Genomic DNA, 25,832 nt, shown 5'->3' on the forward strand with positions numbered 1-25,832 from the left:
CGTGAGCACCGACGACCTTCCCCTCGCCCCGACCGGCGGCTGCGGTGACGGCTGCGCCTGCGGCGCCGAGGGCGACGAGGAGTATCCGGAGTGCGGGCTCGACCCCGCGCTCGCCGAGCTGCTGGCCGCCGCCGGGCTCGACCCGGTCGAGGTCGAGGACATCGCCAACGTCGCCGTCCAGGAGGACCTGGACGGCGGCGTGGACGTGACGACCGTCGCGACCATCCCCGAGGAGGCGGTGGCCACCGCCGACTTCACCGCGCGTGAGCCCGGTGTCGTGGCCGGCCTGCGGGTCGCCGAGGCCGTGCTCTCCGTGGTGTGCACGGACGAGTTCGAGGTCGAGCGGCACGTGGAGGACGGCGACCGGATCGAGGCCGGGCAGAAGCTGCTGTCGGTCACCACGCGCACGCGTGACCTGCTCACCGGCGAGCGCAGCGCGCTGAACATCCTGTGCCGGCTGTCCGGCATCGCGACCGCCACGCGCGCGTGGGCGGACGCGCTGGAGGGCACCGGGGCGCGCGTGCGGGACACCCGCAAGACGACCCCGGGCCTGCGCTCGCTGGAGAAGTTCGCCGTCCGCTGCGGCGGGGGCCTCAACCACCGCATGTCGCTCTCGGACGCGGCCCTGGTGAAGGACAACCACGTGGTCGCCGCCGGCGGCGTCGCGCAGGCATTCGAGGCCGTACGGGAGATGTTCCCGGAGGTGCCCATCGAGGTCGAGGTCGACACCCTGCACCAGCTGCGCGAGGTCGTGGACGCGGGCGCCGACCTCATCCTGCTGGACAACTTCACGCCCGGCGAGTGCGAGGAGGCCGTCGCCATCGCCGGCGGCCGGGCGCTCCTGGAGGCCTCCGGCCGGCTGACGCTCGCCGACGCGCGCGCGTACGCCGAGACCGGCGTGGACTTCCTGGCGGTCGGCGCGCTCACCCACTCCTCGCCGATCCTGGACATCGGCCTGGACCTGCGCGAGGCGGAGTAACGGCCATGCTGCTCACGATCGACGTCGGCAACACGCACACCGTTCTCGGCCTGTTCGACGGCGAGGACATCGTCGAGCACTGGCGCATCTCCACGGACGCGCGCCGCACGGCGGACGAGCTGGCGGTGCTGCTCCAGGGCCTGATGGGCATGCACCCGCTGCTCGGCGACGAGCTGGGCGACGGCATCGACGGCATCGCGATCTGCGCGACCGTCCCGTCGGTCCTGCACGAGCTGCGCGAGGTCACCCGGCGGTACTACGGCGACGTTCCCGCCGTGCTGGTCGAGCCGGGCGTGAAGACGGGCGTGCCGATCCTCACCGACAACCCCAAGGAGGTCGGCGCGGACCGGATCATCAACGCGGTCGCGGCCGTCGAGCTGTACGGCGGCCCGGCGATCGTCGTCGACTTCGGTACGGCGACCACGTTCGACGCGGTCTCCGCCCGCGGGGAGTACGTCGGCGGCGTCATCGCGCCCGGTATCGAGATCTCCGTGGAGGCGCTCGGCGTCAAGGGCGCGCAGCTGCGCAAGATCGAGGTGGCCCGGCCGCGCAGCGTGATCGGCAAGAACACGGTCGAGGCCATGCAGTCGGGCATCGTCTACGGGTTCGCCGGGCAGGTCGACGGGGTGGTCGGCCGGATGGCGCGTGAGCTGGCCGACGACCCGGACGACGTCACGGTGATCGCCACGGGCGGGCTCGCGCCGATGGTGCTGGGGGAGTCCTCGGTGATCGACGAGCACCAGCCGTGGCTGACGCTGATCGGACTGCGGCTGGTGTACGAGCGGAACGTGTCGCGGCTGTGAGCCGGCGGCCGGTGCCCTGGGGGGTGCCGGCCCCGCGCGTGACCCCGGACGGGGGAAACCGGGAGCGACACGCGCCGAAACAACGTTCCGATAGGTCACTTTTGTCCGATTAGCGATAGCGTCGCCGCATGCCCACGCCATACGGATCCCGCGGCGGCATGGCGTTCGGCGCGGAGGAGCTGCGTGTGCTCCGTCGCGCCCTCGCCCTCGCCCTCCACCCCGGCCACGCCTCCGCCGAGGACGTGCAGGACTGCTTCCGCCTCGCCGAGTCGCTCGACGAGGCGATGCGCGAAGGGACCAGACTGCGCGCTTTCCTGGTGGCCGACCTGGGCCGGTACCGGGCCGCGCTGCCGGGCACCGCGGCCGGCTACCTCACCCTCCTGGAGGAGGTCCTCGGCGCCGGGTACCGTCCGGTGCCGGACGACCTCGCCGCGCTGCGGGCACTGCGCGGGAACCCGGCGGCGGCGGCGCTGCTGGACCGCTGCCGGACGCTGGCCGAGCAGGACGTGCGGGCCCGGTTCGCCCAGGGCGGACGCAAGGTGCCGGCGCCCGCGGTGCCCTCCGCGCGGACGCGTCTGCTGGCCCTCGCGGGCGGCGCGGGTTCCGGCGCGGGGGAGCCGGGCGCACGGAGCGCGGCGACGCGGGCCGACGACGAACCCGCCACGCCGGCCACGCCCGCCACGCCCGCGCCGGAACCCGCGCCGAAGCCCTCCCCCGCCCCCGGCGAGCGGCCCGCGCCCCAGACGCCGAAGCGGCCCGTCCCCACGCCGGGAGAGGTCTTCCCGCGCCGCAAGCCGGCGGAACCCCGGGAGCTGGCCGCGGGCTGACAGCGTCGTCCGGCCCCCGCCCGCCCGTGCCGCGGCGCGCTGAGGGGGCCCACCCCGCGCCGGTCCCGCCGGGATCCGTGGCTACCCTGGTGGCATGGACTACGTCTCCGCGCTCGTGCCCCCGGTCGTCATGGCCGCGTTCTTCGTCGGTGTGGTCAGGGTGATCGTGAAGACCCAGGGCGGGGCCGCCAAGGCCAAGGAGGACGCGGCCGTCGACGCCGCCCTCGCGCGCGTGGAGGGTGCGCGCCGGGCCCCCGCCGCCGGCGACGCCTGAGCGACGGGTTCCTCTGCGCCCGGAACGACGGCGGGCCGTCGCGCGCCCTGCCGCAGCCCTGCCGTACGTACGCCCGTGACCACCCCGCGCGGGCGTCCGCCCGTGCGCACGGGCATCCCCGCACCCCCCGTAGCCTTCCGGGCCCTACGCCCTTTTTGTGCGCGTTTGCCGGCCTAGCGCACGTCCGGCACGCCATTGCCGGGATCTCCCACTATTGTTCTGAGCTGTGCCTCGCCCATTGGGAGAACTCGAAGACGCGGTCATGACGCGGGTCTGGAAGTGGAACCGCCCGGTGACCGTTCGGGAAGTCCTGGAAGACCTACAGCAGGAACGGTCGATCGCGTACACCACCGTGATGACCGTTCTGGACAATCTCCATCAGAAGGGCTGGGTCCGCCGTGAGGCGGAAGGACGGGCCTATCGATATGAGGCCGTGTCGACACGAGCCGCCTACGCCGCCGCCCTCATGAACGACGCCTGGTCGCAGAGCGACAACCCGGCCGCCGCTCTCGTCGCCTTCTTCGGGATGATGAGTGATGAACAGCGCCAGGCACTCCGGGACGCCGTACGCATCGTCCAGGGACCGGAAGAAACCCGGCAGGCTTCCGAAGACCGCCGGCAGGAGAACCCCGGCTCGGCAGAGGGGACGGACGGGCGATAGCGTCCGTTCATGCCAGCAGAGCGTCCCGAAGTCCCCGCAAAAGCCCTGACCGTCCGGCGGGCCCGGACCAGCGATGTCCCCGCCCTGCGCCACCTCCTCGACGCCTACGTCCGTGACCGCATCCTGCTCGACAAAGCCATGGTCACCCTTTACGAGGACATCCAGGAGTTCTGGGTCGCCGAACGCGACGACAACGCCGAGGTGGTCGGCTGCGGAGCGCTGCACGTCATGTGGGAGGACCTCGCCGAAGTCCGCACTCTCGCGGTGAAGCCCGGCCTGAGGGGTTCCGGCGTCGGCCACCGGGTGCTGGAGAAGCTGCTCCAGACCGCACGCTGGCTCGGCGTCCGCCGGGTTTTCTGCCTGACCTTCGAAGTGGACTTCTTCGGGAAGCACGGCTTCGTCGAGATCGGGGAGACGCCGGTGGACACCGATGTCTACGCCGAGCTGTTGCGCTCCTATGACGAGGGCGTCGCGGAGTTCCTCGGTCTCGAACGAGTGAAGCCGAACACCTTGGGCAACAGCCGGATGCTTCTGCATCTGTGATCGTGTTTGCCCCGGGTCCTTTGTCCGAAACGCACATGTTTCCGTGCGGTGGCGGTCCGCTGAGGCACTCCCGGGGGTTTGTGTTTTTCCGGCAAAAGCGGTTTGCTTTCCGACGTAACGCAGTACTGCATATAACAGGGGCGGCGAAACGGCGGACGCCGCACACCCCTGGTCCTCAACGTTATCGATGAAAGGAAATGCGGTGGCACAGAAGGTTCAGGTCCTTCTTGTCGACGACCTCGACGGCGGCGAGGCGGACGAGACCGTCACGTTCGCGCTGGACGGCAAGACGTACGAGATCGATCTCACGACTGCCAATGCGGACAAGCTGCGCGGTCTTCTCGACCCCTATGTCAAGGGTGGCCGTCGTACCGGGGGCCGTGCCTCCGGTGGTCGTGGAAAGGCGCGCGCCGCTTCCGGCGGCAACCAGGACACCGCGGCGATCCGCGCCTGGGCGAAGGAGAACGGTTACGAGGTCAACGACCGCGGCCGGGTTCCGGCGTCCATCCGCGAGGCCTACGAGAAGGCCAACGGCTGATTCCGCCCGGAAAAGGCCGGCCCGGCGCACAAGCGCCGCAGCCGGACCCGGTGACACTGTGCTGCCACCGTGTCCAGCAGTCGTACGAGATCGGGGGCGCTTCCCCCGCGCCCGACCGCCGGCATGGCCGGCAGCAAGGCCTCGACCCCGCGTCCCGGCCCAGGGGGCCGCAGCCACACGGCGGCCCCCTGCACGGTTCCCGCCCGTCCCGACGTGACGGCTCCCGTGGGCGCCGGCGGGGCCTCCACCGTGCCGCCCGCGCCCAGCAGGCGCAGGTCCAGCCGCACGGCACCCCACTCCAGCCAGTCCAGCACCCCGGGCACCTCCTCCGCGCTGCCCGCGGCCAGCAGCAGCTCCATCCGGTCGCCCCGAACGGCCACCGGAGAGCCGGGCGCGAGCTGCCGGAGCGCCTGCGCGCCCGCCTCCGCCGGCACGTCCAGCACGTCGAACCGCACCCCCGTGCGCAGCCGCAGCGGCTCCCCGGGCACTGTCGGCCAGCCCAGATCGTTCTCGTACCAGTGCCGGGCCGGGGCGTCCGGCGCGGCCGGATCGAGGGGCCTACGGGGAAGGGGGACCGCGGAAGTGGTGAGGACCGAGCCAGCCATACCCGTGCAACCGCCCCGGGAGCCCCCGGGTTACGCTGGGTGCCCGGTCGGATGCGCCTGGTGCCGGGAACGGGGGCGCGTGGGGGTCCGGGGAGGCGCGAGGTTGTTCGCCCATAGCGGAGCGAACCGGTGCCCGCGGCATGGACTGACAGTGCCCGAGGGTAAGACATGCCTAGTGGGAGGGGGCGACACGCAGAACGGGCTGTCTCACGTTCGCCATCGGCGTACTGGCGACTGGGGTAACTGCCTGGCCTGCGGGAACATCGTCTCGCACCATCGGGTTGGAGCAGATGTCGGCGTTCGGGGTCAGGAGGCCATCGACGGTGTCGGCAGTTGGAATGAGCGGTCCCCGCTTGCGGGACTAAGCTGCGGAAGGACAGGGAGGGGAAGTTCCCCCCACTGCCTGACCGCTCTGAGGAGCGATTAACGATGTTCGAGAGGTTCACCGACCGCGCGCGGCGGGTTGTCGTCCTGGCTCAGGAAGAAGCCCGGATGCTCAACCACAACTACATCGGCACCGAGCACATCCTCCTGGGTCTCATCCACGAGGGCGAAGGTGTCGCCGCTAAGGCCCTGGAGAGCCTCGGCATTTCGCTTGAGGCGGTCCGCCAGCAGGTGGAGGAGATCATCGGGCAGGGTCAGCAGGCCCCGTCCGGGCACATCCCCTTCACTCCCCGTGCCAAGAAGGTCCTGGAGCTGTCGCTCCGCGAGGCGCTCCAGCTGGGTCACAACTACATCGGCACGGAGCACATCCTGCTCGGCCTGATCCGCGAGGGCGAGGGCGTCGCCGCCCAGGTCCTGGTCAAGCTGGGCGCAGACCTCAACCGGGTGCGGCAGCAGGTCATCCAGCTGCTCTCCGGTTACCAGGGCAAGGAGACCGCCACCGCCGGCGGCCCCGCCGAGGGCACCCCCTCGACCTCCCTCGTCCTGGACCAGTTCGGCCGGAACCTCACCCAGGCCGCTCGTGAGTCCAAGCTCGACCCGGTCATCGGGCGCGAGAAGGAGATCGAGCGGGTCATGCAGGTGCTGTCCCGCCGCACCAAGAACAACCCGGTGCTGATCGGTGAGCCCGGCGTCGGCAAGACCGCCGTCGTCGAGGGCCTGGCCCAGGCCATCGTCAAGGGCGAGGTGCCCGAGACCCTCAAGGACAAGCACCTCTACACCCTGGACCTCGGTGCCCTGGTCGCCGGCTCCCGCTACCGCGGTGACTTCGAGGAGCGCCTGAAGAAGGTCCTCAAGGAGATCCGCACCCGCGGCGACATCATCCTGTTCATCGACGAGCTGCACACGCTGGTCGGTGCGGGTGCCGCCGAGGGCGCCATCGACGCCGCCTCCATCCTGAAGCCGATGCTGGCCCGCGGTGAGCTCCAGACCATCGGTGCGACCACCCTGGACGAGTACCGCAAGCACCTGGAGAAGGACGCCGCCCTCGAGCGCCGCTTCCAGCCCATCCAGGTCGCCGAGCCGTCCCTGCCGCACACGATCGAGATCCTCAAGGGCCTGCGCGACCGGTACGAGGCGCACCACCGCGTCTCCATCACGGACGAGGCCCTGGTCCAGGCCGCCACCCTGGCCGACCGGTACATCTCGGACCGCTTCCTGCCCGACAAGGCGATCGACCTGATCGACGAGGCCGGCTCGCGGATGCGCATCCGCCGGATGACCGCGCCGCCGGACCTGCGCGAGTTCGACGAGAAGATCGCCGGCGTCCGCCGGGACAAGGAGTCCGCGATCGACTCGCAGGACTTCGAGAAGGCCGCCTCCCTGCGCGACAAGGAGAAGCAGCTCCTCGCCGCCAAGGCCAAGCGGGAGAAGGAGTGGAAGGCCGGCGACATGGACGTCGTCGCCGAGGTCGACGGCGAGCTGATCGCCGAGGTCCTCGCCACGGCCACCGGCATCCCGGTCTTCAAGCTGACCGAGGAGGAGTCCAGCCGCCTGCTCCGCATGGAGGACGAACTCCACAAGCGGGTCATCGGCCAGGTCGACGCCGTCAAGGCGCTGTCCAAGGCGATCCGCCGTACGCGTGCCGGTCTGAAGGACCCGAAGCGTCCGGGTGGCTCGTTCATCTTCGCCGGCCCGTCCGGTGTCGGTAAGACCGAGCTGTCCAAGGCGCTCGCCGAGTTCCTCTTCGGTGACGAGGACGCGCTGATCTCCCTCGACATGTCGGAGTTCAGTGAGAAGCACACGGTGTCGCGTCTCTTCGGTTCGCCCCCCGGCTACGTGGGCTACGAAGAGGGCGGCCAGCTGACCGAGAAGGTCCGCCGCAAGCCGTTCTCCGTCGTCCTCTTCGACGAGGTCGAGAAGGCCCACCCGGACATCTTCAACTCGCTGCTCCAGATCCTGGAGGACGGTCGCCTGACCGACTCCCAGGGCCGGGTCGTGGACTTCAAGAACACGGTCATCATCATGACGACCAACCTCGGCACCCGGGACATCTCCAAGGGCTTCAACCTGGGCTTCGCGGCCTCGGGTGACACGAAGACCAACTACGAGCGCATGAAGAACAAGGTCTCGGACGAGCTGAAGCAGCACTTCCGGCCCGAGTTCCTCAACCGTGTGGACGATGTCGTCGTCTTCCCGCAGCTCACGCAGGCCGACATCCTCCGGATCGTCGACCTGATGGTCGGCAAGGTCGACGAGCGCCTGAAGGACCGGGACATGGGCCTCGAGCTCTCCCAGGCCGCCAAGGAGCTGCTGGCCAAGAAGGGCTACGACCCGGTGCTGGGCGCGCGTCCGCTGCGCCGCACGATCCAGCGCGAGATCGAGGACACGCTGTCGGAGAAGATCCTCTTCGGCGAGCTGCGTCCCGGTCACATCGTGGTCGTGGGCACCGAGGGCGAGGGCGACACCCAGATCTTCACCTTCCGGGGTGAGGAGAAGTCGGCGCTGCCCGACGTCCCGCCGATCGAGCAGGCGGCCGGCGGTGCCGGACCGAACCTGAGCAAGGACGCGTAAGCGTCCGGCGGACAGACCGAGTGAAGGGGCCGGTGCCTGCGGGCACCGGCCCCTTCCGGCTTTCCCCGGTCAGCCCACCATGACTTTGGCCCGGGGGAAGAAACCGGCGTAACGGGCGGGGGACACCCCGGGTCCCGGGCGCGTGATCAGGACGACCGAGCGCACCTGCGGAAACCGTGCCGCCGCAGCGGCGAGTCCCACGGAGTCATCGATCCCGGACAGCACCAGCGCCTTGACGTGGGGCAGTTCGGGGACGAGATCGAAGCTGTCCGCGCTGCTCAGATCGAGGCTGAGCGTGTGCACGCCGGTCCAGTTCTCCAGCCCGCGAAGTCCCGTGCCCGTGATGCTTCCGCGGCCCAGGTGGAGGGATTCCAGGGGCGCGTCGACCGGCAGGCTGTCGGTCAGGGCGGTACCCGGCAGGCGGACGACCGCCACCGAGAGACTGGTGAGCGACCGCAGGGAACGCAGGCCCGTCACATCGCCGACGTCGGAGAGGACCAGGCCGGTCAGGGGCAGGGTGGCCAGGTGGTGCAGACCCGTCGCGGCCGGGCACGCGGCCAGGTGGAGGTCGCTCAGGGAGCCGAAGGCCGACAGAGCCGCGCAGTCCGTGAGGAGGCCGTTCGTCACCAGGCGCAGTGTCGTCACCTGCTCGGTGGCGGGCAGGGCGGCCACGATGTCCTCGACGAGGTGCGGGCCCGTGAAGTGGAGACGGTGCCAGGGGCGCATCCGTGCCAGGCAGTCCCGTTGGTCCACGCTTGCGCAGGTCAGCAACAGGTCCGTCCGGTCCAGACGGTCCAGAACCTCGTTCGCGTACTCGTCGGCGTCGAACCGCCCCCAGGTCCCGACCAGCTGCCGTCGCACACCCAGGTCCGGATGGTCCCGGAACCGCCGCAGGACCGCCAGCGCCGTCTCGGGCTCCTCCTCCGCGAGGAGAGAGGCGGTGACCGTCACCCCCCGCGCCTGCTCGGCGGTCAGCCCCGCCGGTCCCGGCAGCAGTTCCAGCACCAGGGGCCCGGCCTCCGCCAGCACCCTCGCCTCCTCCGTCGTACCCGGCGGGACCAGTACTCCCGCCCGTGCCTCCACCTCCGCCCGCGTCCCCGGATCCAGGGCCGCCGCGTGTTCCAGACACGCCAGTGCCAGCAACGTGAGCCGGGGAGTGTCCGCGGCCAGCAACTGCCGCAGCAAGGCCGACCGTTCCCGTGGCCGAGCGTGTGCGACCGCCATGCGGATGACGTCCTCCCACTGGGTGTCGTCCGCGTGGCTGACCAGGACGTCAAGGTGGCCTTCCGCCACGGCACACCGGGCGCCGAGGTAGTCCTGGAAGGTGCGGTGCACGAAGTCCACCACGCCGGGGGCGGGCTGACGCAGCAGACCGCTCCGCAGCAGCAGGTCACGCAGCACCGCCGCCGCGTCCCCGTGCGCCGAGGCGACCGAGGGCAGACAGCGCTCCACGATCCCCTCGGCCATGTCGGTGCCCATCTCCGTGCGGCCGCTCAGCACGAGCGCGTACGCCAGCCGCTGGAGCAGTTCCAGCTGTACTTCCTCGCTCAGCTCGGACTCCATCCCCCGCTCCCGGTCCCGGCGGGTGAGCAGCATCGCGAGGGCGGCGTCGTACAGGTCCTTGCGGCCGGTGGGGAGGTAGCCGCGGCGCTCCCGGTGCAGGGCGCAGATCAGGCCGCACATCAGGGGATTGGTGGCCAGCCGGGCCAGGTCCCGCTTGGTGCGCAGCGAGTCCAGCAGCGGACCCTCGTACTCCGGTGCCCGCGCCGCCTCGTGCCAGCGCCGGACGAAGGTCGCGACCTCCGGGCGGCGCATCGGGGCCAGGGTCATTTCCCCGAAGCCCTCCTGGGTCAGCCAGTCGGCTCGTACGGCGGTCGGCCGGGAGGTCAGCAGCCAGGCGTTGCCGGGGTAGGCGGTGAGCAGGGAGCGCAGCCAGTCGCGGGTGCGGTGGCGGTCGGCGGCCGGGATCTCGTCCAGGCCGTCCAGGAGGACCAGGCCCCGGCCGGCCGTCAGCACGCGGTCGGTCCAGCCCTCCGGCGGGGTCAGCGGGCAGCTCACCGCTCTGAGGAAGTCGGCCGGCGCGGGCAGCGGGCCGGTGCGGATCAGGGTGCGCAGCGGGAGGACGTACGGGACGCGGTCGGCCTCGCGGGCCGCGGTGACCGCGAGCCACTGCACCAGCGTGGTCTTGCCGGAGCCGGCGTCGCCGCGCAGCAGCACGCGGGAGCCGCCGGCCAGGGCCTCTTCGGCGGGCAGCCGGCCGGTGGCGAGGAGCGGGCGCCCGCTGGCCTCCCGCACGGTGTCCTGCGCCGCCGTCACCTCCAGGCTCAGGTAGGCGACCTCCAGCGGCCAGCGGTCCGGGGAGTCGCGCAGATCGATGCCGTAGATGGTGATGTGGTTGTGCCGCTCGGCGACGTAGGGCAGGTAGCGGCGTTCGAAGGCGAGGTCCCGCACGTCGGGGCGGGGCGTGCGGGTGATGAGTTCGTCGACCTTGGCGATCAGTTCCCGTTGGGTGTGGGTCTGCTCGACCAGGGTGCGGGCCACGAAGGTGGAGCGACGGGTGAAGAACTCCAGGATGTGCAGGCAGGCCCACTGGGTCGCCGAGTCGAGGAAGGCGGACGCGTCGGCGGACAGGCCGTCGGGCGGCGGAGCGTGGCGGTGCAGCTGCCGGGCGAGTTCCCGGCTGCCGAGGCGTACGGCCTGGACATCGTCCATGTCCAGGTCGCCCAGGGCGAGCAGCCGGCGGGTCAGCGTGTCGGTGACGGCCGGCTCCTCGTCGGCCGGGAAGGGCCGCTCGCCCGGTGAGGCCATGGCCTCCGCCGTCAGCCGGCCGGCCAGCTTGCGCACCTCCTTCTCGCCCAGGGTGCGCCTCTCGCCCCGGAAGGACACGAGCGCGGACAGGCGTACCGGCCTCTCGACCAGCCCCGCGCCCGGTCCGTCCGGGCGGAACAGCCTCTTCACCAGCGGGCCCATCAGGCTCGACGCCAGTTTCCCGCCCAGTACCGTCGGCTCCATCCGCCACCCCCGTCGCGTACGTCGTACGGAGGGAGCCTAGCCAGCGCGGTCGCCGCCTGTTACGACAACTGTCCGTCGTAGTCGGGGAGTTTGAAGGTCTTCTCGGCGTGGCCGCCGGAGAGGTCGGTGGCACTGTTGCCGATGTTCGCGATGATCGTGTAGCCGTCGTTCTCGATGGCCGTGCGCTGGGCGGTCTTGTACGCGGCGACGTCCTTGAAGAGGTCGAAGAGGCCGCGGACGTGGAGGCCGGCGACGTGGTAGCCGTCGTGTTCGAGGTTGTACTCGGTGGGCCAGTACAGGATGCCGGGGCGGGCGGTGACGAAGAACAGGGAGACGCCGTGGTCCTGGGCGTACCGGGCGACGTCCAGGACCGGCCTGTTGGCCGGCTGGGGGTAACTGAAGCCGAAGTCGGTCTCGAGCGCGGTGTTGTCGATGTCGAGGACGACGGCCTGCTTCTCGCCGGGCTCGGCGGCGGCGATGCGCTGCTCCAGGTACGGCAGGGCCTGGTCCATGACCGCCCGGCAGTCCTTCTGCCAGGTGGCGTGGTCGACCGCCGCCGCGGTGGCGGTGGCGGCGGAGCCGGCCGTGGTCTGCGCGGGGCCGGCGGCCTGGGCCGGGGCGGCGAGCGCGGCCAGTGCGGCCAGGGAGACGGCGGTCACGGAGACGGGGCGCGCCCAGGGGCGTCGGGTCATCGGTGGGGGTCCTCTCACGTCCGTACGCGTGTCTGTACGCGTCCTGAGTGTCAGGGGCATGATCTGATCCGGTGATGGCGCGAGGGGAACCGTAGGGTTACCGGACGGTAGGTGCCTAGAGGTCTGCGTCACATTTCCGTGTCCGCCGGTTCGGGTGGCCGGTGATAAGGCGCACAGGCGGTATACAGCCTACTAAGAGGGCTAGTAAACCTAAATATCAGGATAAAAGGGACATTCGTGGCTCGGTGTTTCGGCGTAAAAGTGCGTCGTCAGCGGGGGTGTCCAGCATTGGTGGGGTCTGTCAAGAAGTAGATGATTTTGCAGTGGTCTACTACCTGTCGCCGTAGGTAGGCGGTTTGGGGCCTTCCGCAGTGCTCGGTTACCAAGGGATGGCCCGCCCGGTCGGACGTCTGTACGCCGGGTGGACCAACCGTCCCCGACTCCACGAGGTACCGATGTTCCAGCGCGTCACGTCCCGCTCTTCCCGTACGTCCTCGCTCCGCACCCGCGTGGCCGTCCTGGCTGCCGGCATCGGCGCCACGGCCGTGCTGGGCACCGGGGTCGCGTCCGCCGCCACGCCGTCCGCCGCCTCCTGGATCGACCCGGTGAAGTCGTACACGCTCTCCGCGGGCTTCGCCCAGGCCGGCAGCCACTGGGTCGCCAAGCACAGCGGTCAGGACTTCGCCGTGCCGAGCGGCACCGAGGTCATGGCCGCGCACGGCGGCACCGTCGTCAAGGCCGGCCCCAACGGCGCCGGTGACGGCCCGGCGTACGGCAACGCCATCGTCATCAAGCACGGCAACGGCACGTACTCGCAGTACGCGCACCTGTCCCGGATCGACGTCAGGATCGGCCAGGTCGTCGCGACCGGCCAGCACATCGCCCTGTCGGGCTCCACCGGCAACTCCACCGGGCCGCACCTGCACTTCGAGATCCGTACGACCCCGAACTACGGCTCCGCCGTCGACCCGGTCTCCTTCCTGCGCGCCAAGGGCGTGTCCGTCTGAGCTACTCCGTCCCGTGGGCGCCCCGGTGCGCCTGCGTGACCAGGTCCAGGGCGACCTCGAGAACGGCCTCGCGCTTCTTCCCGGAGTCGCCTTCCAGGTCCTGCATCACGAACATCCCCGCGTGCAGCGTGAACATCGCGCTGACACAGCGGACCTGCTCCACGAGCGGTGCCTCGGGGTCGATGATGATGTCGCGGAGGCCGCGCAGCCGGTCCTTGAAGGTGTCGCCGATGCGCAGTTCGCGCACGGTCGCCTGGTTCTCCTGCATGAAGCGGAAGAGCGGTTCCGCGCCCGCCAGCGCCTCGCTGTAGCGCCGTACGATCTCCCGCTTGGTCACCAGCGTGTGCGGCTGCTGCCTGCCCCACTCGATAAGGTCCTCGATCGGATGCGTCAGGTCCTCGAAGAGGCTGACGATGATCTCTTCCTTCGTCTTGAAGTGGTAGTACAGAGCCGCCTTGGTGACGTCGAGGCGCTCGGCGATCTCGCGCAGGGAGGTCTTCTCGTATCCCTGCTCCGCGAAGAGTTCGAGCGCGACGTCCTGGATGCGCTGGCGGGTGTTGCCGCGGCGCTGCTGCTTGGTGCCGTCCATGGTGACGCCCATCCTCGTACTCCTCGCGCTCCCGCGGAAACTTACTTGACGACCGGCTAGTGACACGTCTACTTTTTCAGTGTACTGAACTAGCCGGGCGGCAAGTAAGTAGCCGCCGCAGGGGGAGTGGACGAGGATGGCGGACGCGGTCGGAAGTGTCACAGAGGGCAAACAGCCCCGAAGCGTGCGAGTGGTGCTGCTCGCACTGATGATCGCGATGATGCTCGCGATGCTGGACAACATGATCGTGGGCACGGCGATGCCTACGATCGTGGGTGATCTCGGCGGCCTGGAGCACCTGTCCTGGGTCGTCACCGGATACACGCTGGCCACCGCGGCCTCCACCCCGGTCTGGGGCAAGCTCGGTGACATGTACGGCCGCAAGGGCGCGTTCCTCAGCTCGATCGTGATCTTCCTGGTCGGCTCGGCGCTGAGCGGCATGGCCCAGGACATGGGCCAGCTGATCGGCTTCCGGGCCGTGCAGGGTCTCGGCGCCGGCGGCCTGATGGTCGGCGTCATGGCCATCATCGGTGACCTCGTGCCGCCGCGGGAGCGGGGCAAGTACCAGGGCATGATGGCCGGCGTCATGGCGCTCGCGATGATCGGCGGTCCGCTGGTCGGCGGCACCATCACCGACAACTGGGGCTGGCGCTGGGCCTTCTACATCAACCTGCCGCTCGGCGCGGTCGCCCTCGCGCTGGTCACCGCCGTGCTGCACCTGCCCAGGAAGCGGTCCAAGGCGGGCATCGACTACCTCGGTGTCGTCCTGCTGACCGTGGGCATCACCTCCATCGTGCTGGTCACCACCTGGGGCGGAAGCGAGTACGCCTGGACCTCCGCGCGGATCATGGAACTGATCGGCATCGGGGTGGCCACGCTGGTCGGGTTCGTGTTCTGGCAGACCAAGGCCGCCGAGCCGGTGGTGCCGCTGCACATCTTCCGGAGCCGCAACTTCACCCTGATGTCGCTGATCGGCTTCATCACCGGCTTCGTGATGTTCGGCGCCACCCTTTTCCTGCCGCTGTACCAGCAGGCGGTGCAGGGCGCCTCCGCGACCAACTCCGGTCTGCTGCTCCTGCCCATGCTCGGCGCGATGCTGGTGACCTCGATGGTCGCCGGACGGGTCACCACCGGCAGCGGCCGCTACAAGGTCTTCCCGATCGTCGGCGGCGCGCTGATGATCGTCGGGCTGTACCTGCTGTCCCTGATGGACACGGGCACCACCCGCCTCACCTCCGGCCTCTACATGGCGGTGCTCGGCGCCGGCATGGGCTGCCTGATGCAGATCACCATGCTGGTCGCGCAGAACAGCGTGGAGATGAAGGACATGGGCGTGGCCTCCTCCTCCACCACCCTGTTCCGCACCCTCGGCTCCTCCTTCGGCGTGGCCATCATGGGCGCGCTGTTCAACCACCGGGTCCAGGACGTCATGTCCGAGCGGGCCGGTGCGCTGGGCTCGAAGCTCACCGAGAAGTCGGCGCAGCTGGACGCGGCGAGCCTGGCCAAGCTGCCGGTGGACGCCCGCGAGGCCTACCAGCACGCGGTGTCCCAGGGAACGCACTCCGCGTTCCTGCTCGGCGCCGGGATCGCGGTGCTGGTGCTGGCCGCGGCCCTGTTCGTCAAGGAGGTCCCGCTCAAGGGCGGACCGCAGAAGCCCTCCGCCGACGGCGGGGACACGCTGGCGGCGGCCATGGCCGAGACCGTCTGACGTCCGCACGCACACGAAGGCCCCGGGGCGACCGCCTCCGGGGCCTTCGGCGCGTACGCCCACCCACCGGCCGGGGCGGCCGGCACCACCTACGCCGGGCCGCCGGGCGCGCGCCCGGCACACGGGCGCACCGAGCGGGCCAGGTCGGACACCGCGCGGGGCCCCCTGCCCCCGCCGCTCCCCGCCGGGCCGGCCGCCCCGCCACGCGGACGCGGCGGCCGACACGACCTAGCCGAGGGGGCGCGGCAGCATCGGGTAGCTTCCCGTGCTGGTCGGGGCGTGTTCGGGGAGCCAGAGGACGGCGACCGCGCCCTCCGAGGGAAGGCGGGCGGGGGCGCCCGCGGGCCGTACGTTGCGGAACGTCAGCCGGGCGCCGAGCACCCGTGCCTGGCCGGCCGCGATGGTCAGCCCCAGCCCGTGCCCCTGCCCGGCGCGGTCCTCGCTGCCGGTGCGGAACCGGCTCGGCCCCTCGGCGAGCAGTTCCTCGGGGAACCCGGGGCCGTGGTCGCGGACCCGGATGACCCGGCCCTCCACGGTGACCTCGATGGGCGGGCGGCCGTGCCGGGCGGCGTTGGCGAGCAGGTTGAACAGCACCCGCTCCAGGCGCCGCGGGTCGGTGGTGACCTCCGACTCGTGCACCACCCGTACGGTGATGTCCGGGTCCTTGGCGGCCACCCGGCGGGCGACGAACTCGCCCAGCATGAGGTCCTGGAGTTCCGCCCGCTCCGAGGCCCCGTCCAGGCGGGCCACCTCCAGGACGTCCTCCACCAGGGTGCGCATCGCCTTCGCCCGGTCCAGGACCAGCTCCGTGAGCCGGCCGGGCGGCAGCAGCTCGGCGGCCGTCAGCAAACCGGTGACCGGGGTGCGCAGTTCGTGCGCGATGTCCGCGGTGACCCGCCGTTCGGCCTCCAGGCGCTGCTGGAGCGCGTCCGCCATGGCGTCCACCGCGCGGGCGAGGTCGTCGGTCTCGTCCCGTACGACCCCGCCGATGGCCTCCCGCACCCGGACCTCGGTCTCGCCCTTGGCGACCCGGTTCGCGGCGGCCGCCGCCTTGCGCAGCCGGCGGGAGAGCTGGCCGCCGATCAGCACGCCCAGCGCGCTGCCGCCGAGCACGACCGCGACCGAGCCGATCACCAGGGCCTGGTCCAGGTCCTTCATGACGTTGCTGCTGCGGTCCGGCAGATGCAGGTGCACGGACAGCACGTGCCCGTTCTTCACCGGCACGGCCGCCCAGATGTCCGGCGACCCGCCGTGCTCGGAGACGTCGCTGGCCCGGCGGCCCCGCTCGACCTTCTCGCGCAGCGCGACCGGCAGCTCCGGGTCGTCGGTCTTGACGTGGGGGAAGATCGGCCCCCGGTTCAGCTCGTAGTTGCGCTGGGCCAGCAGGAGGCGCTCGTTGGCCAGTTCCCGCGCGTTGTCCAGCATCGAGACACGGGCCGCGTTGTGCACGACCAGGCTCAGCACGATCGCCACCAGGCCGGCCACCAGCGCGATCGCCGCGCTCAGCTTCCATCTGAGCCCGGTGCGCAGGCCCGCGCGCTCCATCCGCCGGACCGGGTACCGAAGAATCCCCCGCATACCGTCGCTCCGCTCAGGCCTTCAGCTTGTAACCGAAGCCGCGGACCGTTTCGATCCGGTCCTGGCCGATCTTCTGCCGCAGCCGCTGCACGTGCACGTCGACGACCCGGGTGTCCCCGCCCCAGCCGTACTCCCACACGCGTTCCAGCAGCTTGTCCCGGGAGAGCACGGTGCCCGGCGCGGAGGAGAACTCCAGCAGCAGCCGCATCTCGGTCGGGGTCAGCGCCACCGGCTGCCCGGCCCGGCGCACCTCCATGCCGTCGGTGTCGATGTACAGATCCCCGAAGGCCAGCGGGCCGCCCTCGACGGCGGCCCCCGGATCCCCGGCCTGGGCGCCGCCGGCGTGCCCGAAGCGCCGCAGCACCGCACGGATCCGGGCGACGAGGACGGCGCCGTCGAACGGCTTGGTCACGTAGTCGTCGGCGCCCGCCTCCAGGCCGAGAACGACGTCGATGGAGTCGGCACGCGCCGACAGCATGATCACCGGCACGGTCGACTCGTCGCGGATACGGCGGCACAGGCTGACGCCGTCCAGCCCCGGGACCATGACGTCAAGCAGCGCGATGTCGGGCCGGTCCGCCCGGAACGCGGCCAGGCCCGACAGGCCGTCGGGCATGGCGGTGACCGCGAAACCGTCCCGCTCCAGGGCGAGCTGGGTGGCCTCGCGGATGACGTCGTCGTCCTCGACGAACAGGACGTGGGTCTGGTCTGCCATCCCGGTGCTCTCAGTCCTCGTGGTGTGCGTGTGGGCGGTCAGTTGTCCGGCGCGGGCGTCGGGCCTCCGCCGGCGGACTTGCTGTACTCGTTGCGGGTGGGCTTGCCCTGGACGAACCGTCCCGCCCGCCACGTGTAGGGGGTCACGATCTCACCGGACGGGCTGGAGATCGGGTCGCCCTGCTCGTAGTACTGCCGGGTCACCGACAGGACGCCCTGGTCGATCTCCGCGTAGACCGGGGACTCCTCGCTCTTGAAGACGTTCGTGAACGCGCCGCCGTCCTCCCGGTACACGTACGAGCCGACACCGACCGCGTCGGTGCAGGTCAGCACGTTGACGACGACGTCGTCCACCGGGCCGCCGGTCAGGTTGCCGTAGGAGACGTCGACCGGGTACTCGTCGCCGTCGCACGGTTTCAGCTCCCGCTTGACCGCCCCCGACACCTCGGGATCGTGGGTGAGCAGCGCCACGGGATCCACCCGCCGGTACCTGCCGGACGGGCTGGGGGCGGGGGAGGCGACGGCTCCGGCCATCGCCGAGGCGTGCGCCGGGCCCTCGTCCCGCGCGCCCGTGCCCCCGCTGCCGCACGCGGCGGCGAAAAGGGCGAGGGCGGCGAGCACGGCCCCCACCGTGATCACCGCCTGTGTACTGCCTCGGACCCGGTCGGGTCCGGCCCCGGTCAGGCCGCGCAACGCTCCCGCTCCTCACGCTCCAGCGCGCGTGCGTCCAGATCGCGGGCCTCCAGCTCCTCACGGAGCCGGGCGAGCGCCCGGTGCAGCGTGCTCTTGACCGTACCGGCCGACATGCCGAGGGCAGCGGCCGTCTCCTCCGTGGACATCTGCTCCCAGTGTCGCAGCACCACGACACTGCGCTGCTTCGGAGCGAGCACCTTCATGACGTCCATCAGCAGGGCCCGGTCGGCGTGCTGCTCGGTGGCGTCCTCCACGGAGGCGTCCGGGAGCTGCTCGGTCGGGACCTCCTCCAGCTTGCGCGCACGCCACCACTCGGTCCGCGTGTTGATCATGACCCGGCGCAGATAGGCGTCGGCGAGCCGCTTGTCGGCGATGCCCTCCCAGCGGCCGTACGTCCGTACCAGCGCCGTCTGGAGCAGGTCCTGGGCGTCGACGGGGTCCGGCACCAGTCGCCGCGCACTGCGCAACAGTGCGTCCTGCCGGGTACGGACGTACTCCTCGAATTCGAGCACCTCGCCCTGCGCCATGATCAACCGCCTCCGTTCCCCGTCGTCCTCCGGGCCGCTGCCCGAAGTCCTGCCGTTCTTGTGTCCGGTGGTCCGCCGGGCACGGAGAAGAACCTACGGAGCGGTTGTCACGGGGCTGTGCGGTCCAGCCTGCGGCTGGCAATCGGCTATCCGTCGGTTGTGTAACGAAAGCCGGAACGGGGTAAAGACGGTGGCACACTTGCCCTTTTTGTAGGCGTTTGACCGATATGAAGTGTCGTAACAGACGCCCGCGGGCTGTGACATGCCTGTGCGTCAGCCCAGGGGCAGCCGGTACAGACCCCCCGCCAACGGCTCCACCAGACCGTCCGCGACCAGCCCGTCGAGCGCGCGGGCCCGTTGCACCGGCTCGTGCCACACCCGGTCGAGCGCCACCTGTGGCACCGGCGCGTGCGCCTCGCGCAGTACGGCCAGCAGCTTGCCGCGCACCTGCCGGTCGGTACCGGCGTACGTCTGCCCGCGGCGCGGCGGACCCGTGTGCTCCGGCTTGCCCGCGAGCCGCCAGGCGCACCGCTCGGCGATCGGACACCGCTGGCATCCCTCGTTCTTCGCCGTGCACACCAGCGCGCCCAGCTCCATGGAGGCGGCGGCCCACCGGGCGGCGGTCCGTTCGTCCTGCGGCAGCAGCTCCCGGGCCAGCCGCCGCTCGGCGGCCGTGGTGGCGTTGGGCGGGTACCGCACGCCCGTCACCGCTCGCGCCAGGACCCGGCGCACATTGGTGTCCAGCACGGCGTGCCGCTGCCCGTACGCGAACGACGCCACCGCGGCGGCCGTGTACTCCCCGATGCCGGGCAGGGCGAGCAGTTGCGCGTGGTCCGTCGGTACGTCCCCGCCGTGCCGTTCCGTTATGGCGACCGCGGCACCGTGCAGGCGCAGGGCGCGGCGCGGGTAGCCGAGCCGGCCCCAGGCGCGCACCGCCTCGCCCGGCGCCTCCTTGGCGAGGTCGGCGGGGCGCGGCCAGCGGGTCAGCCATTCCTCGTAGACGGGCAGTACCCGGTTCACCGGCGTCTGCTGGAGCATGAACTCGCTCACCATCACCCCCCACGGGCCCGCCTCGGGGCGGCGCCAGGGGAGGTCTCGGGCGTGGGCGTCGAACCAGGTGATCACGGGGGCGTGGAGCATCTCAGTCATGGCCTTCCGATCCTGCCACGGGTGGGCGGACATGGTGGGTGACGGCACGGTCACCGAGCGTGGCACACCGGGAAGAACCGTGCCGGTGGGGGCAGTTAGCGGCAGTTACCGGAATGATGATCCGGAAAAGTTCGCGGGCGCGCGGCGGGTGGCGCGAGCAAGCGCGGTGATCTCTCGTACAGTTTGGGCCGTGGGATCTCTGCGCAATCCGGTCGGGCCGCTCCCCTCCTCCATCTACTGGCGTCGGAGGGCCGTAATGCTGTCCGTGATCGCCCTGTTGGTGCTGGTGGTCACGTTGATCGTCACGCTCGGCGGCGGGGGCGGCAAGAAGGACACCGACGGGTCCGACGGCAAGAATCCCGCGCACACGATCACGCCCGGACCGTCCGACTCCGGTCCCGCCTACAGCCAACACCCCGGCGGGCGCGACGAGTCGGGGGGCGACTCCAGCGGCACCGGGTCCGGTTCCGGGTCCGGCGGCGGTTCCGGTACGGGTTCCGGCGGGGACGGCGGCTCGGGCGGGCCGGGTGACGGCTCCGCCGGGTCCGGCGGCGCGGGTCCCGGCTCGGCCGGCGGTCGCGTGGGAACGGGCGACGCCCTCCCGGCGTCCTCCCCGCTGCCCGACTGCACGGCCCGGGCGGTGCGGTTGAGCCTGCGCAGTGTGCACAACTCCTACTCGCCGGACCAGACGCCGACGTTCGAACTCACCGCGGACAACAGCTCGTCCGCCGACTGCAAGACCGATCTCGGCCCGAAGAACGCGGTGTTGACGATCACGCCGGCCGACAAGGGCGCCGCGTACTGGTCGTCGGCCGACTGCCCCGACGGCGCGGGAAGCTTGGTGTTCCGGGTGCCCGCGGGCAAGAGCGTGACGTACACCGTGAAGTGGGACCGCAAGCCGAGCGCCCCGCACTGCGCGACGCCCTCCGCGGGCTCGGCCAAGGCGGGCACGTACCTCCTGGAGGCGAAGGCCCCGGGGTTCGCGAAGGCGCAGGCCTCGTTCGTCCTGTCCGCGGACTAGGGCCTGTGTGTGGTTGTGATCAAGCAGTGTGACTGAGCGCCCGAGTTGACCGGCTTTCCTGCTCTCTGCCTTCTCCGGGGGGTGTCGGAAGTCTGTCAGCAGTGTCCGTGATCTGTCGGCGGTATGTCGGTGGAGGGTGCGACCTTGGGCGGGTTGGTGCTCCCCATGAGCACGCTGCCCCAGAGCGCTAGGAGCCTGTCATCGTGTCTTCCGCATCCCAGAGTCGACCGTGGGACGTTCACCGGCTGCCGTCTGCCGAGGGCAAAATCTTCCTGGTCACTGGGGGTAACGCCGGGATCGGCTACTTCGCCGCGGAGCAGCTCGCCGCCACCGGAGCCGTCGTCGTACTCGGCAGCCGGGACGCCGCGAAGGCCAACGCCGCCATGGCCTCAATCCGCTCGCGCGTCTCCGGCGCGCATGTGCGGCACCTTCAACTGGACCTCGCCGACCCGTCGGCCCTGAAGACCGCCGTGGACAGGCTGGACCTCGATCATCTCGACGCGGTGGTCTACAACGCAGGGGTCGCGCTCGACGACCTGCCGCGTCGAGAGACCAAGGACGGCCACGAGTTGATGTTCGGCACCAACCACCTCGGCCACTTCGTGCTCACCCAGTGGCTGGCCCCCCTGCTGTCCGCGGCGCAGGCGGGCCGCATCGTGACGGTGGGAAGCTTCGCGGCGCGGTCCGAGCGACTGGACCTGGGCGACCTGCAGTCGACCCGGGACTATCGGCCCAAGCGCACCTACGGACGATCGAAGCTGGCGCAGATGTGCTTCGGCTTCGAACTCGATCGCCGCCTACGTGCCGTCGGCAGCACGGTGCTCAGCGTGGTGGCCCACCCCGGCGGCGCACTGGACTCCCTCACCCCGTCCCGCCCGCCGGTACACGTGACAACCCCCGGTGAGCGGCTGCGAGCCTTGCCCGCCGGGCTCTTGGTGCAGGGCAAGGACGCCGGAGCATGGCCCGTCGTCCGTGCCGTCCTCGACTCGGAGGTGCAGGGAGGGCAGCTGTGGGGGCCGAGGGCCTTCGGCCTGCGTGGCATACCACGGCGTGAGCCCGTGCCCTCTCACATGGCCGACCCGGCCGTCGCCGCTCGCCTTTGGGCCGCCAGCGGTGAGCTGGCCGGCACCGATCCGAACCTCGGCTTTCGGTAGGCCGGAGCCGCACCCAGGGCGACCATCCGGTGGGCAACTGCCGTGTTCAGCCCGGCCAACCGGGACGCTCAGTCACAACCAGGTGCCTGCGGGAGGTCGTTGATCCAGATCATCGAGGCGCGGAGGGGGAGGCCGGCGAGGTAGCTCTCGGGCGTCTTGTCGTAGCGGCTCGCGATGCCTCGCCAGGCTTTCAGCTTGTTGATCAGGCGCTCGACGGTGTTTCGCTCCATGTGAAGATCGACGTCATGGCTTGCGGGTCGGCCGCCCCGGCTGCCCTTCCTCTTCCGGTTGGCGGCTTGGTCCTTCTTCTCCGGGATGACCACTTTGATGTTGCGTTTGCGCAGGTAGGCGCGGTTACCGCGGGACGAGTAGGCCTTGTCTGCGGCGACCGCGTCGGGCCGCGTGCGGGGACGGCCGATCACAACATCACACAAACTCTAGGCGCCGCGGACCGGGCGCCACCGGCCGGTGCCGGGCCCGTCGAAGCCGCCCCGACGGGGCGCGGGGCGCGCGGAGCGGGAACCACGGGAATCCATGCAGGCGCGCGGGCGGCCACGGGGCACCGGAGGCCGGTGCCGGGCCGGGCGGTGAGGGCCAGGCGGTCATGAGCCGGGGGGCGACGGTCCGGGTGGTGAGGGGAAGGCGGTCATGAGCCGGGCGCCGCGGACTGGGTGGTGACGGCCTGGGTGGCCGCGGACCGGCCGGTGATGGGCTGGGTGGTGAGGGCTGGGTGGCCACGGTCCGGGTGGTGAGGGACCGGGTGGCCGCGGGCCGGACGGCCACGGATCGGCCGGTGACGGCCTGGGTGGCCGCGGACCGGCCGGTGACGGGCTGGGTGGCCGCGGACTGCGTGGCGACGGGCCAGCCGGTGCCGGGCCGAGGGTGGCCGCGGGCCGGGCGGCGAAGGACCGGGTCGCCGTGGGCCGGCCGGTGAGGGACCGGTAGGCCATGGGCCGGGCGGTGACGGCCCGGCGGTGACGGCTGGCCGGCGACGGACCGGGCGGTGAGGACCGGGCGGCGAGAGGCCGGGTGGTGGGGGTCGGGGCGGGGTGGAACTCAGACGTAGCGTTCGAGGATCGAGGACTCCGCCAGGCGGGACAGACCCTCCCGCACGCTCCTCGCCCGGGCCTCACCGACGCCGTCGACCGTTTGCAGGTCGTCGACGCTCGCGGCCAGCAGCTTCTGGAGACCACCGAAGTGCTCCACCAGGCGGTCGATGATCGCCCCGGGCAGGCGCGGAACCTTGGCCAGCAGCCGGAAGCCGCGCGGCGACACCGCGGAGTCCAGGGTCTCGGGCGAGCCGGTGTAGCCCAGGGCCTTTGCCACGGTGCCCAGTTCGAGCAGTTCCGCGTGGCTGAGGGCGTCCAGCTCGGCCAGGGCCTCCGCGACGGTACGGGACCGCTTGGCCGTCGGCTCGGGCACGTAGTCCCGGACGACCAGCTCACGGTCGGGCTCGACCCCGGCGATCAACTCCTCCAGCTGGAGCGAGAGAAGACGGCCGTCCGTGCCCAGCTCGACCACGTACTCGGCGATCTCGGTGGCGATGCGGCGGACCATCTCCAGGCGCTGCGCGACGGCCGACACGTCCCGGACCGTCACCAGGTCCTCGATCTCCAGTGCCGACAGCGTGCCCGCGACCTCGTCCAGCCGGAGCTTGTACCGCTCCAGCGTGGCCAGCGCCTGGTTGGCGCGGGACAGGATCGCCGCCGAGTCCTCCAGGACGCGCCGCTGGCCGTCCACGTACAGGGCGATCAGGCGCATCGACTGGGAGACGGAGACCACGGGGAAACCGACCTGCTTGCTCACCCGGTCCGCCGTGCGGTGCCGGGTGCCCGTCTCCTCCGTGGGGATCGTCGGATCCGGGAGCAGCTGGACGCCCGCGCGCAGGATCTTCGACAGGTCCGAGGAGAGCACGATGCCGCCGTCGAGCTTGCACAGTTCCCGCAGCCGGGTCGCGGTGAACTCGACGTCCAGCACGAACCCGCCCGTGCACATCGACTCGACCGTCTTGTCGGAGCCGAGCAGGATGAGCCCGCCCGTGTTGCCGCGCAGGACGCGCTCGAGGCCGTCCCGCAAGGGGGTGCCGGGTGCCACGGCGCTCAACGAGGCGCGCATCAGGCCGTCGGAACCGGCACTCCCACCGGACTTGCCGGGAGCTGCTGCCCGGTCGTTGGCTGCCACTGCACTCCTCCGGTCGCGGGGTCTGAGGCGCTCCCGTCCCGGCACGCGGTTCGTACGGACGGGCGAGACCTGCGCAAAGTCTACCGGCGCTCCTCCGCCTCCCGTGGGGCCTCTCGGCGACGCGAGCGCGGCAGCACCCGCAGCGCGTCTCCCATGTCGGCGACTTCCACGACCTTCATGCCCGCCGGGACCTTGCCGGGATCGGTCGGTACGAGCGCGTGCGTGAAGCCCAGCCGGTGTGCCTCGGACAGCCTGCGCTGCACGCCCGTGACCCGTCTGACCTCGCCCGCGAGCCCGACCTCGCCGATGGCGACCAGGTTCTTCGGCAGCGGGGTGTCGATGGCCGCGGAGGCGAGGGCGAGGGCGATGGCCAGGTCGGCGGCCGGCTCCGACAGCTTCACGCCGCCGACCGTCGCCGAGTAGATGTCCCGCTTGCCGAGGGCGCTGATCCGGCCGCGCTGTTCGAGGACGGCCAGCATCATCGACACCCGCGAGGTCTCCAGACCGGATGTCGTCCGGCGCGGGGAGGGGATCTGGGAGTCGACGGTCAGAGCCTGCACCTCGGCCACCAGCGGGCGGCGACCCTCCAGGGTGACGGTCAGGCAGGTGCCGGGGACCGCCTCGGCCCGGCGGGTCAGGAACAGGCCGCTCGGGTCGGTGAGGCCCGTGATGCCCTCGTCGTGCAGCTCGAAGCAGCCCACCTCGTCCGTCGCTCCGTAGCGGTTCTTCACCCCGCGGACCAGGCGCAGGCGCGCGTGCCGGTCGCCCTCGAAGTGCAGGACCACGTCCACCAGGTGTTCCAGGAGGCGGGGGCCGGCGATGGCGCCGTCCTTGGTGACGTGTCCCACGAGCAGGGTGGACATCCCGCGCTCCTTGGAGGCGCGGATCAGGGCGCCGGCGACCTCCCGGACCTGGGCCATGCCGCCGGGCGCGCCCTCGATCTCCGGGGAGGCGATGGTCTGCACCGAGTCGAGGATCAGCAGGGACGGCTTCAGCTCGTCCAGGTGGCCGAGGACGGCGGACAGGTCGGTCTCCGCGGTCAGGTACAGGTCGTCGTCGAGCGCGCCGATGCGGTCCGCGCGCAGCCGCACCTGGCTCGCCGACTCCTCGCCGGTCACATAGAGGGTGCGGTGCTCGGGGCTCGCGGCCTTGGCGGCCACGTCCAGCAGCAGGGTGGACTTGCCGACGCCGGGCTCACCGGCGAGCAGCACGACCGCGCCGGGGACCAGGCCGCCGCCGAGCACCCGGTCAAGCTCGGGCACGCCGGTCGAGCGGGCGGTGGCCTGCCGGCCGTCGACCTGGCCGATGGGCAGCGCGGAGGTGGTGACGCGGCCCGGTGCGGTCGTCCGGACCGCGGGCGCGCCGTACTCCTCGACCGTGCCCCAGGTCTGGCACTCGGGGCAGCGGCCGAGCCACTTGGCCGTCTGCCAGCCGCACTCGGTGCAGCGGTAGGACGGGCGGTCCTTGGTGGTCTTGGTACGGGCAGCCATGCGGAAACCGTAGCCCGCGGCACTGACAACGGGACCACGGACGCAATCGCGGACCGGACGGAGGAGGGCGCACGCGCGACCGCGCACGGCGGTCGGACGGGCCGGTCCCGGCCGGCGCCCCGGGGGATCGAG

The 25,832-nt window shown here is 71.4% G+C and carries 22 protein-coding genes and 2 pseudogenes; 12 read left to right on the forward strand and 12 right to left on the reverse strand.

Annotated features, from left to right (window positions below; translation table 11 throughout):
- The first annotated feature begins 1 nt into the window (after nucleotide 1).
- The 7 genes from nadC (at nucleotide 2) to ABZ117_RS31370 (ending at nucleotide 4,625) form a co-directional block, all read left to right on the forward strand.
- On the forward strand, nucleotides 2-979 hold the full coding sequence (gene nadC / locus ABZ117_RS31340) for a carboxylating nicotinate-nucleotide diphosphorylase (RefSeq protein WP_356825652.1): 978 nt from the start codon (nucleotides 2-4) through the stop codon (nucleotides 977-979).
- A 5-nt stretch (nucleotides 980-984) separates the two neighbouring features.
- Nucleotides 985-1,782 (forward strand): type III pantothenate kinase, encoded by a 798-nt coding sequence (locus ABZ117_RS31345; protein WP_356825654.1) that lies wholly within the window; start codon nucleotides 985-987, stop codon nucleotides 1,780-1,782.
- Nucleotides 1,783-1,940: 158 nt separating this feature from the next.
- Complete coding sequence (locus ABZ117_RS31350) at nucleotides 1,941-2,609, forward strand: hypothetical protein (protein WP_356825719.1); 669 nt, start codon at nucleotides 1,941-1,943, stop codon at nucleotides 2,607-2,609.
- A gap of 94 nt (nucleotides 2,610-2,703) precedes the next feature.
- The gene (locus ABZ117_RS31355; protein ID WP_356825656.1) at nucleotides 2,704-2,883 is read left to right on the forward strand and encodes a hypothetical protein; all 180 of its coding nucleotides are present in this window, start codon (nucleotides 2,704-2,706) and stop codon (nucleotides 2,881-2,883) included.
- A 238-nt stretch (nucleotides 2,884-3,121) separates the two neighbouring features.
- Entirely contained in the window at nucleotides 3,122-3,544 is a 423-nt protein-coding gene (locus ABZ117_RS31360; protein ID WP_356825658.1) for a BlaI/MecI/CopY family transcriptional regulator, read from the forward strand.
- A gap of 9 nt (nucleotides 3,545-3,553) precedes the next feature.
- Entirely contained in the window at nucleotides 3,554-4,087 is a 534-nt protein-coding gene (locus ABZ117_RS31365; protein ID WP_356825660.1) for an amino-acid N-acetyltransferase, read from the forward strand.
- A gap of 202 nt (nucleotides 4,088-4,289) precedes the next feature.
- Nucleotides 4,290-4,625, forward strand: coding sequence for an Lsr2 family protein (locus tag ABZ117_RS31370; protein ID WP_030751806.1), 336 nt, complete (start codon nucleotides 4,290-4,292; stop codon nucleotides 4,623-4,625).
- Here the strand turns inward: ABZ117_RS31370 and ABZ117_RS31375 are convergent.
- Nucleotides 4,604-5,283: pseudogene (locus ABZ117_RS31375) on the reverse strand (SCO3374 family protein). The gene ABZ117_RS31370 and the pseudogene ABZ117_RS31375 overlap by 22 nt on opposite strands.
- 376 nt (nucleotides 5,284-5,659) lie before the next feature.
- Between ABZ117_RS31375 and ABZ117_RS31380 the strand changes: the two are divergent.
- Nucleotides 5,660-8,185, forward strand: coding sequence for an ATP-dependent Clp protease ATP-binding subunit (locus ABZ117_RS31380; RefSeq protein WP_356825662.1), 2,526 nt, complete (start codon nucleotides 5,660-5,662; stop codon nucleotides 8,183-8,185).
- A 69-nt stretch (nucleotides 8,186-8,254) separates the two neighbouring features.
- On the opposite strand, the gene ABZ117_RS31385 is transcribed toward ABZ117_RS31380, so the two are convergent.
- Complete coding sequence (locus tag ABZ117_RS31385) at nucleotides 8,255-11,197, reverse strand: NACHT domain-containing protein (protein WP_356825664.1); 2,943 nt, start codon at nucleotides 11,195-11,197, stop codon at nucleotides 8,255-8,257.
- A 59-nt stretch (nucleotides 11,198-11,256) separates the two neighbouring features.
- A complete protein-coding gene (locus ABZ117_RS31390) occupies nucleotides 11,257-11,889 on the reverse strand; it encodes an HAD family acid phosphatase (protein WP_356825666.1) in 633 nt (210 codons plus the stop codon).
- A gap of 455 nt (nucleotides 11,890-12,344) precedes the next feature.
- On the opposite strand from ABZ117_RS31390, the gene ABZ117_RS31395 reads away from it, so the two are divergent.
- On the forward strand, nucleotides 12,345-12,896 hold the full coding sequence (locus tag ABZ117_RS31395; protein WP_356825668.1) for a M23 family metallopeptidase: 552 nt from the start codon (nucleotides 12,345-12,347) through the stop codon (nucleotides 12,894-12,896).
- A 1-nt stretch (nucleotide 12,897) separates the two neighbouring features.
- Here ABZ117_RS31395 and ABZ117_RS31400 read toward each other — a convergent pair whose 3' ends face one another.
- On the reverse strand, nucleotides 12,898-13,497 hold the full coding sequence (locus tag ABZ117_RS31400; protein ID WP_356825670.1) for a TetR/AcrR family transcriptional regulator: 600 nt from the start codon (nucleotides 13,495-13,497) through the stop codon (nucleotides 12,898-12,900).
- Nucleotides 13,498-13,621: 124 nt separating this feature from the next.
- Between ABZ117_RS31400 and ABZ117_RS31405 the strand changes: the two genes are divergently transcribed.
- Nucleotides 13,622-15,193 (forward strand): MDR family MFS transporter, encoded by a 1,572-nt coding sequence (locus ABZ117_RS31405; RefSeq protein WP_356825672.1) that lies wholly within the window; start codon nucleotides 13,622-13,624, stop codon nucleotides 15,191-15,193.
- A 228-nt stretch (nucleotides 15,194-15,421) separates the two neighbouring features.
- Here the strand turns inward: ABZ117_RS31405 and cseC are convergent, their stop codons facing one another.
- The 5 genes from cseC to ABZ117_RS31430 all read right to left on the reverse strand — a co-directional run bounded on the left by cseC (nucleotide 15,422) and on the right by ABZ117_RS31430 (nucleotide 19,854).
- Nucleotides 15,422-16,771: a two-component system sensor histidine kinase CseC gene (gene cseC / locus ABZ117_RS31410; RefSeq protein ID WP_356825674.1), complete on the reverse strand. Its 1,350-nt coding sequence runs from the start codon at nucleotides 16,769-16,771 to the stop codon at nucleotides 15,422-15,424.
- A 13-nt stretch (nucleotides 16,772-16,784) separates the two neighbouring features.
- The gene (cseB, locus tag ABZ117_RS31415; RefSeq protein WP_356825676.1) at nucleotides 16,785-17,486 is read right to left on the reverse strand and encodes a two-component system response regulator CseB; all 702 of its coding nucleotides are present in this window, start codon (nucleotides 17,484-17,486) and stop codon (nucleotides 16,785-16,787) included.
- Nucleotides 17,487-17,524: 38 nt separating this feature from the next.
- Nucleotides 17,525-18,124: a hypothetical protein gene (locus ABZ117_RS31420; RefSeq protein ID WP_356825678.1), complete on the reverse strand. Its 600-nt coding sequence runs from the start codon at nucleotides 18,122-18,124 to the stop codon at nucleotides 17,525-17,527.
- Between the two features lie 41 nt (nucleotides 18,125-18,165).
- Nucleotides 18,166-18,705 carry a SigE family RNA polymerase sigma factor gene (locus ABZ117_RS31425; RefSeq protein WP_356825679.1) on the reverse strand — a complete coding sequence of 180 codons (540 nt, stop codon included), beginning with the start codon at nucleotides 18,703-18,705 and terminating at the stop codon, nucleotides 18,166-18,168.
- Nucleotides 18,706-18,978: 273 nt separating this feature from the next.
- Nucleotides 18,979-19,854, reverse strand: a complete 876-nt coding sequence (locus ABZ117_RS31430) for an A/G-specific adenine glycosylase (RefSeq protein ID WP_356825681.1) — start codon at nucleotides 19,852-19,854, stop codon at nucleotides 18,979-18,981.
- Nucleotides 19,855-20,044: 190 nt separating this feature from the next.
- Here ABZ117_RS31430 and ABZ117_RS31435 point away from each other — a divergent pair, with 190 nt between their 5' ends.
- Entirely contained in the window at nucleotides 20,045-20,875 is an 831-nt protein-coding gene (locus ABZ117_RS31435; protein WP_356825683.1) for a hypothetical protein, read from the forward strand.
- 203 nt (nucleotides 20,876-21,078) lie between these two features.
- On the forward strand, nucleotides 21,079-22,029 hold the full coding sequence (locus tag ABZ117_RS31440; RefSeq protein ID WP_356825685.1) for an SDR family NAD(P)-dependent oxidoreductase: 951 nt from the start codon (nucleotides 21,079-21,081) through the stop codon (nucleotides 22,027-22,029).
- Nucleotides 22,030-22,097: 68 nt separating this feature from the next.
- Here ABZ117_RS31440 and ABZ117_RS31445 read toward each other — a convergent pair.
- The 3 genes and pseudogenes from ABZ117_RS31445 to radA form a co-directional block, all read right to left on the reverse strand.
- Nucleotides 22,098-22,445: pseudogene (locus ABZ117_RS31445) on the reverse strand (transposase); the annotation flags it as partial.
- Between the two features lie 640 nt (nucleotides 22,446-23,085).
- On the reverse strand, nucleotides 23,086-24,210 hold the full coding sequence (gene disA / locus ABZ117_RS31450; protein WP_356825687.1) for a DNA integrity scanning diadenylate cyclase DisA: 1,125 nt from the start codon (nucleotides 24,208-24,210) through the stop codon (nucleotides 23,086-23,088).
- Nucleotides 24,211-24,290: 80 nt separating this feature from the next.
- Nucleotides 24,291-25,700: a DNA repair protein RadA gene (radA, locus tag ABZ117_RS31455; protein ID WP_356825689.1), complete on the reverse strand. Its 1,410-nt coding sequence runs from the start codon at nucleotides 25,698-25,700 to the stop codon at nucleotides 24,291-24,293.
- Nucleotides 25,701-25,832: the final 132 nt, after the last annotated feature.

Source organism: Streptomyces sp. NPDC006309 (assembly GCF_040613095.1).
Classification (GTDB): domain Bacteria; phylum Actinomycetota; class Actinomycetes; order Streptomycetales; family Streptomycetaceae; genus Streptomyces.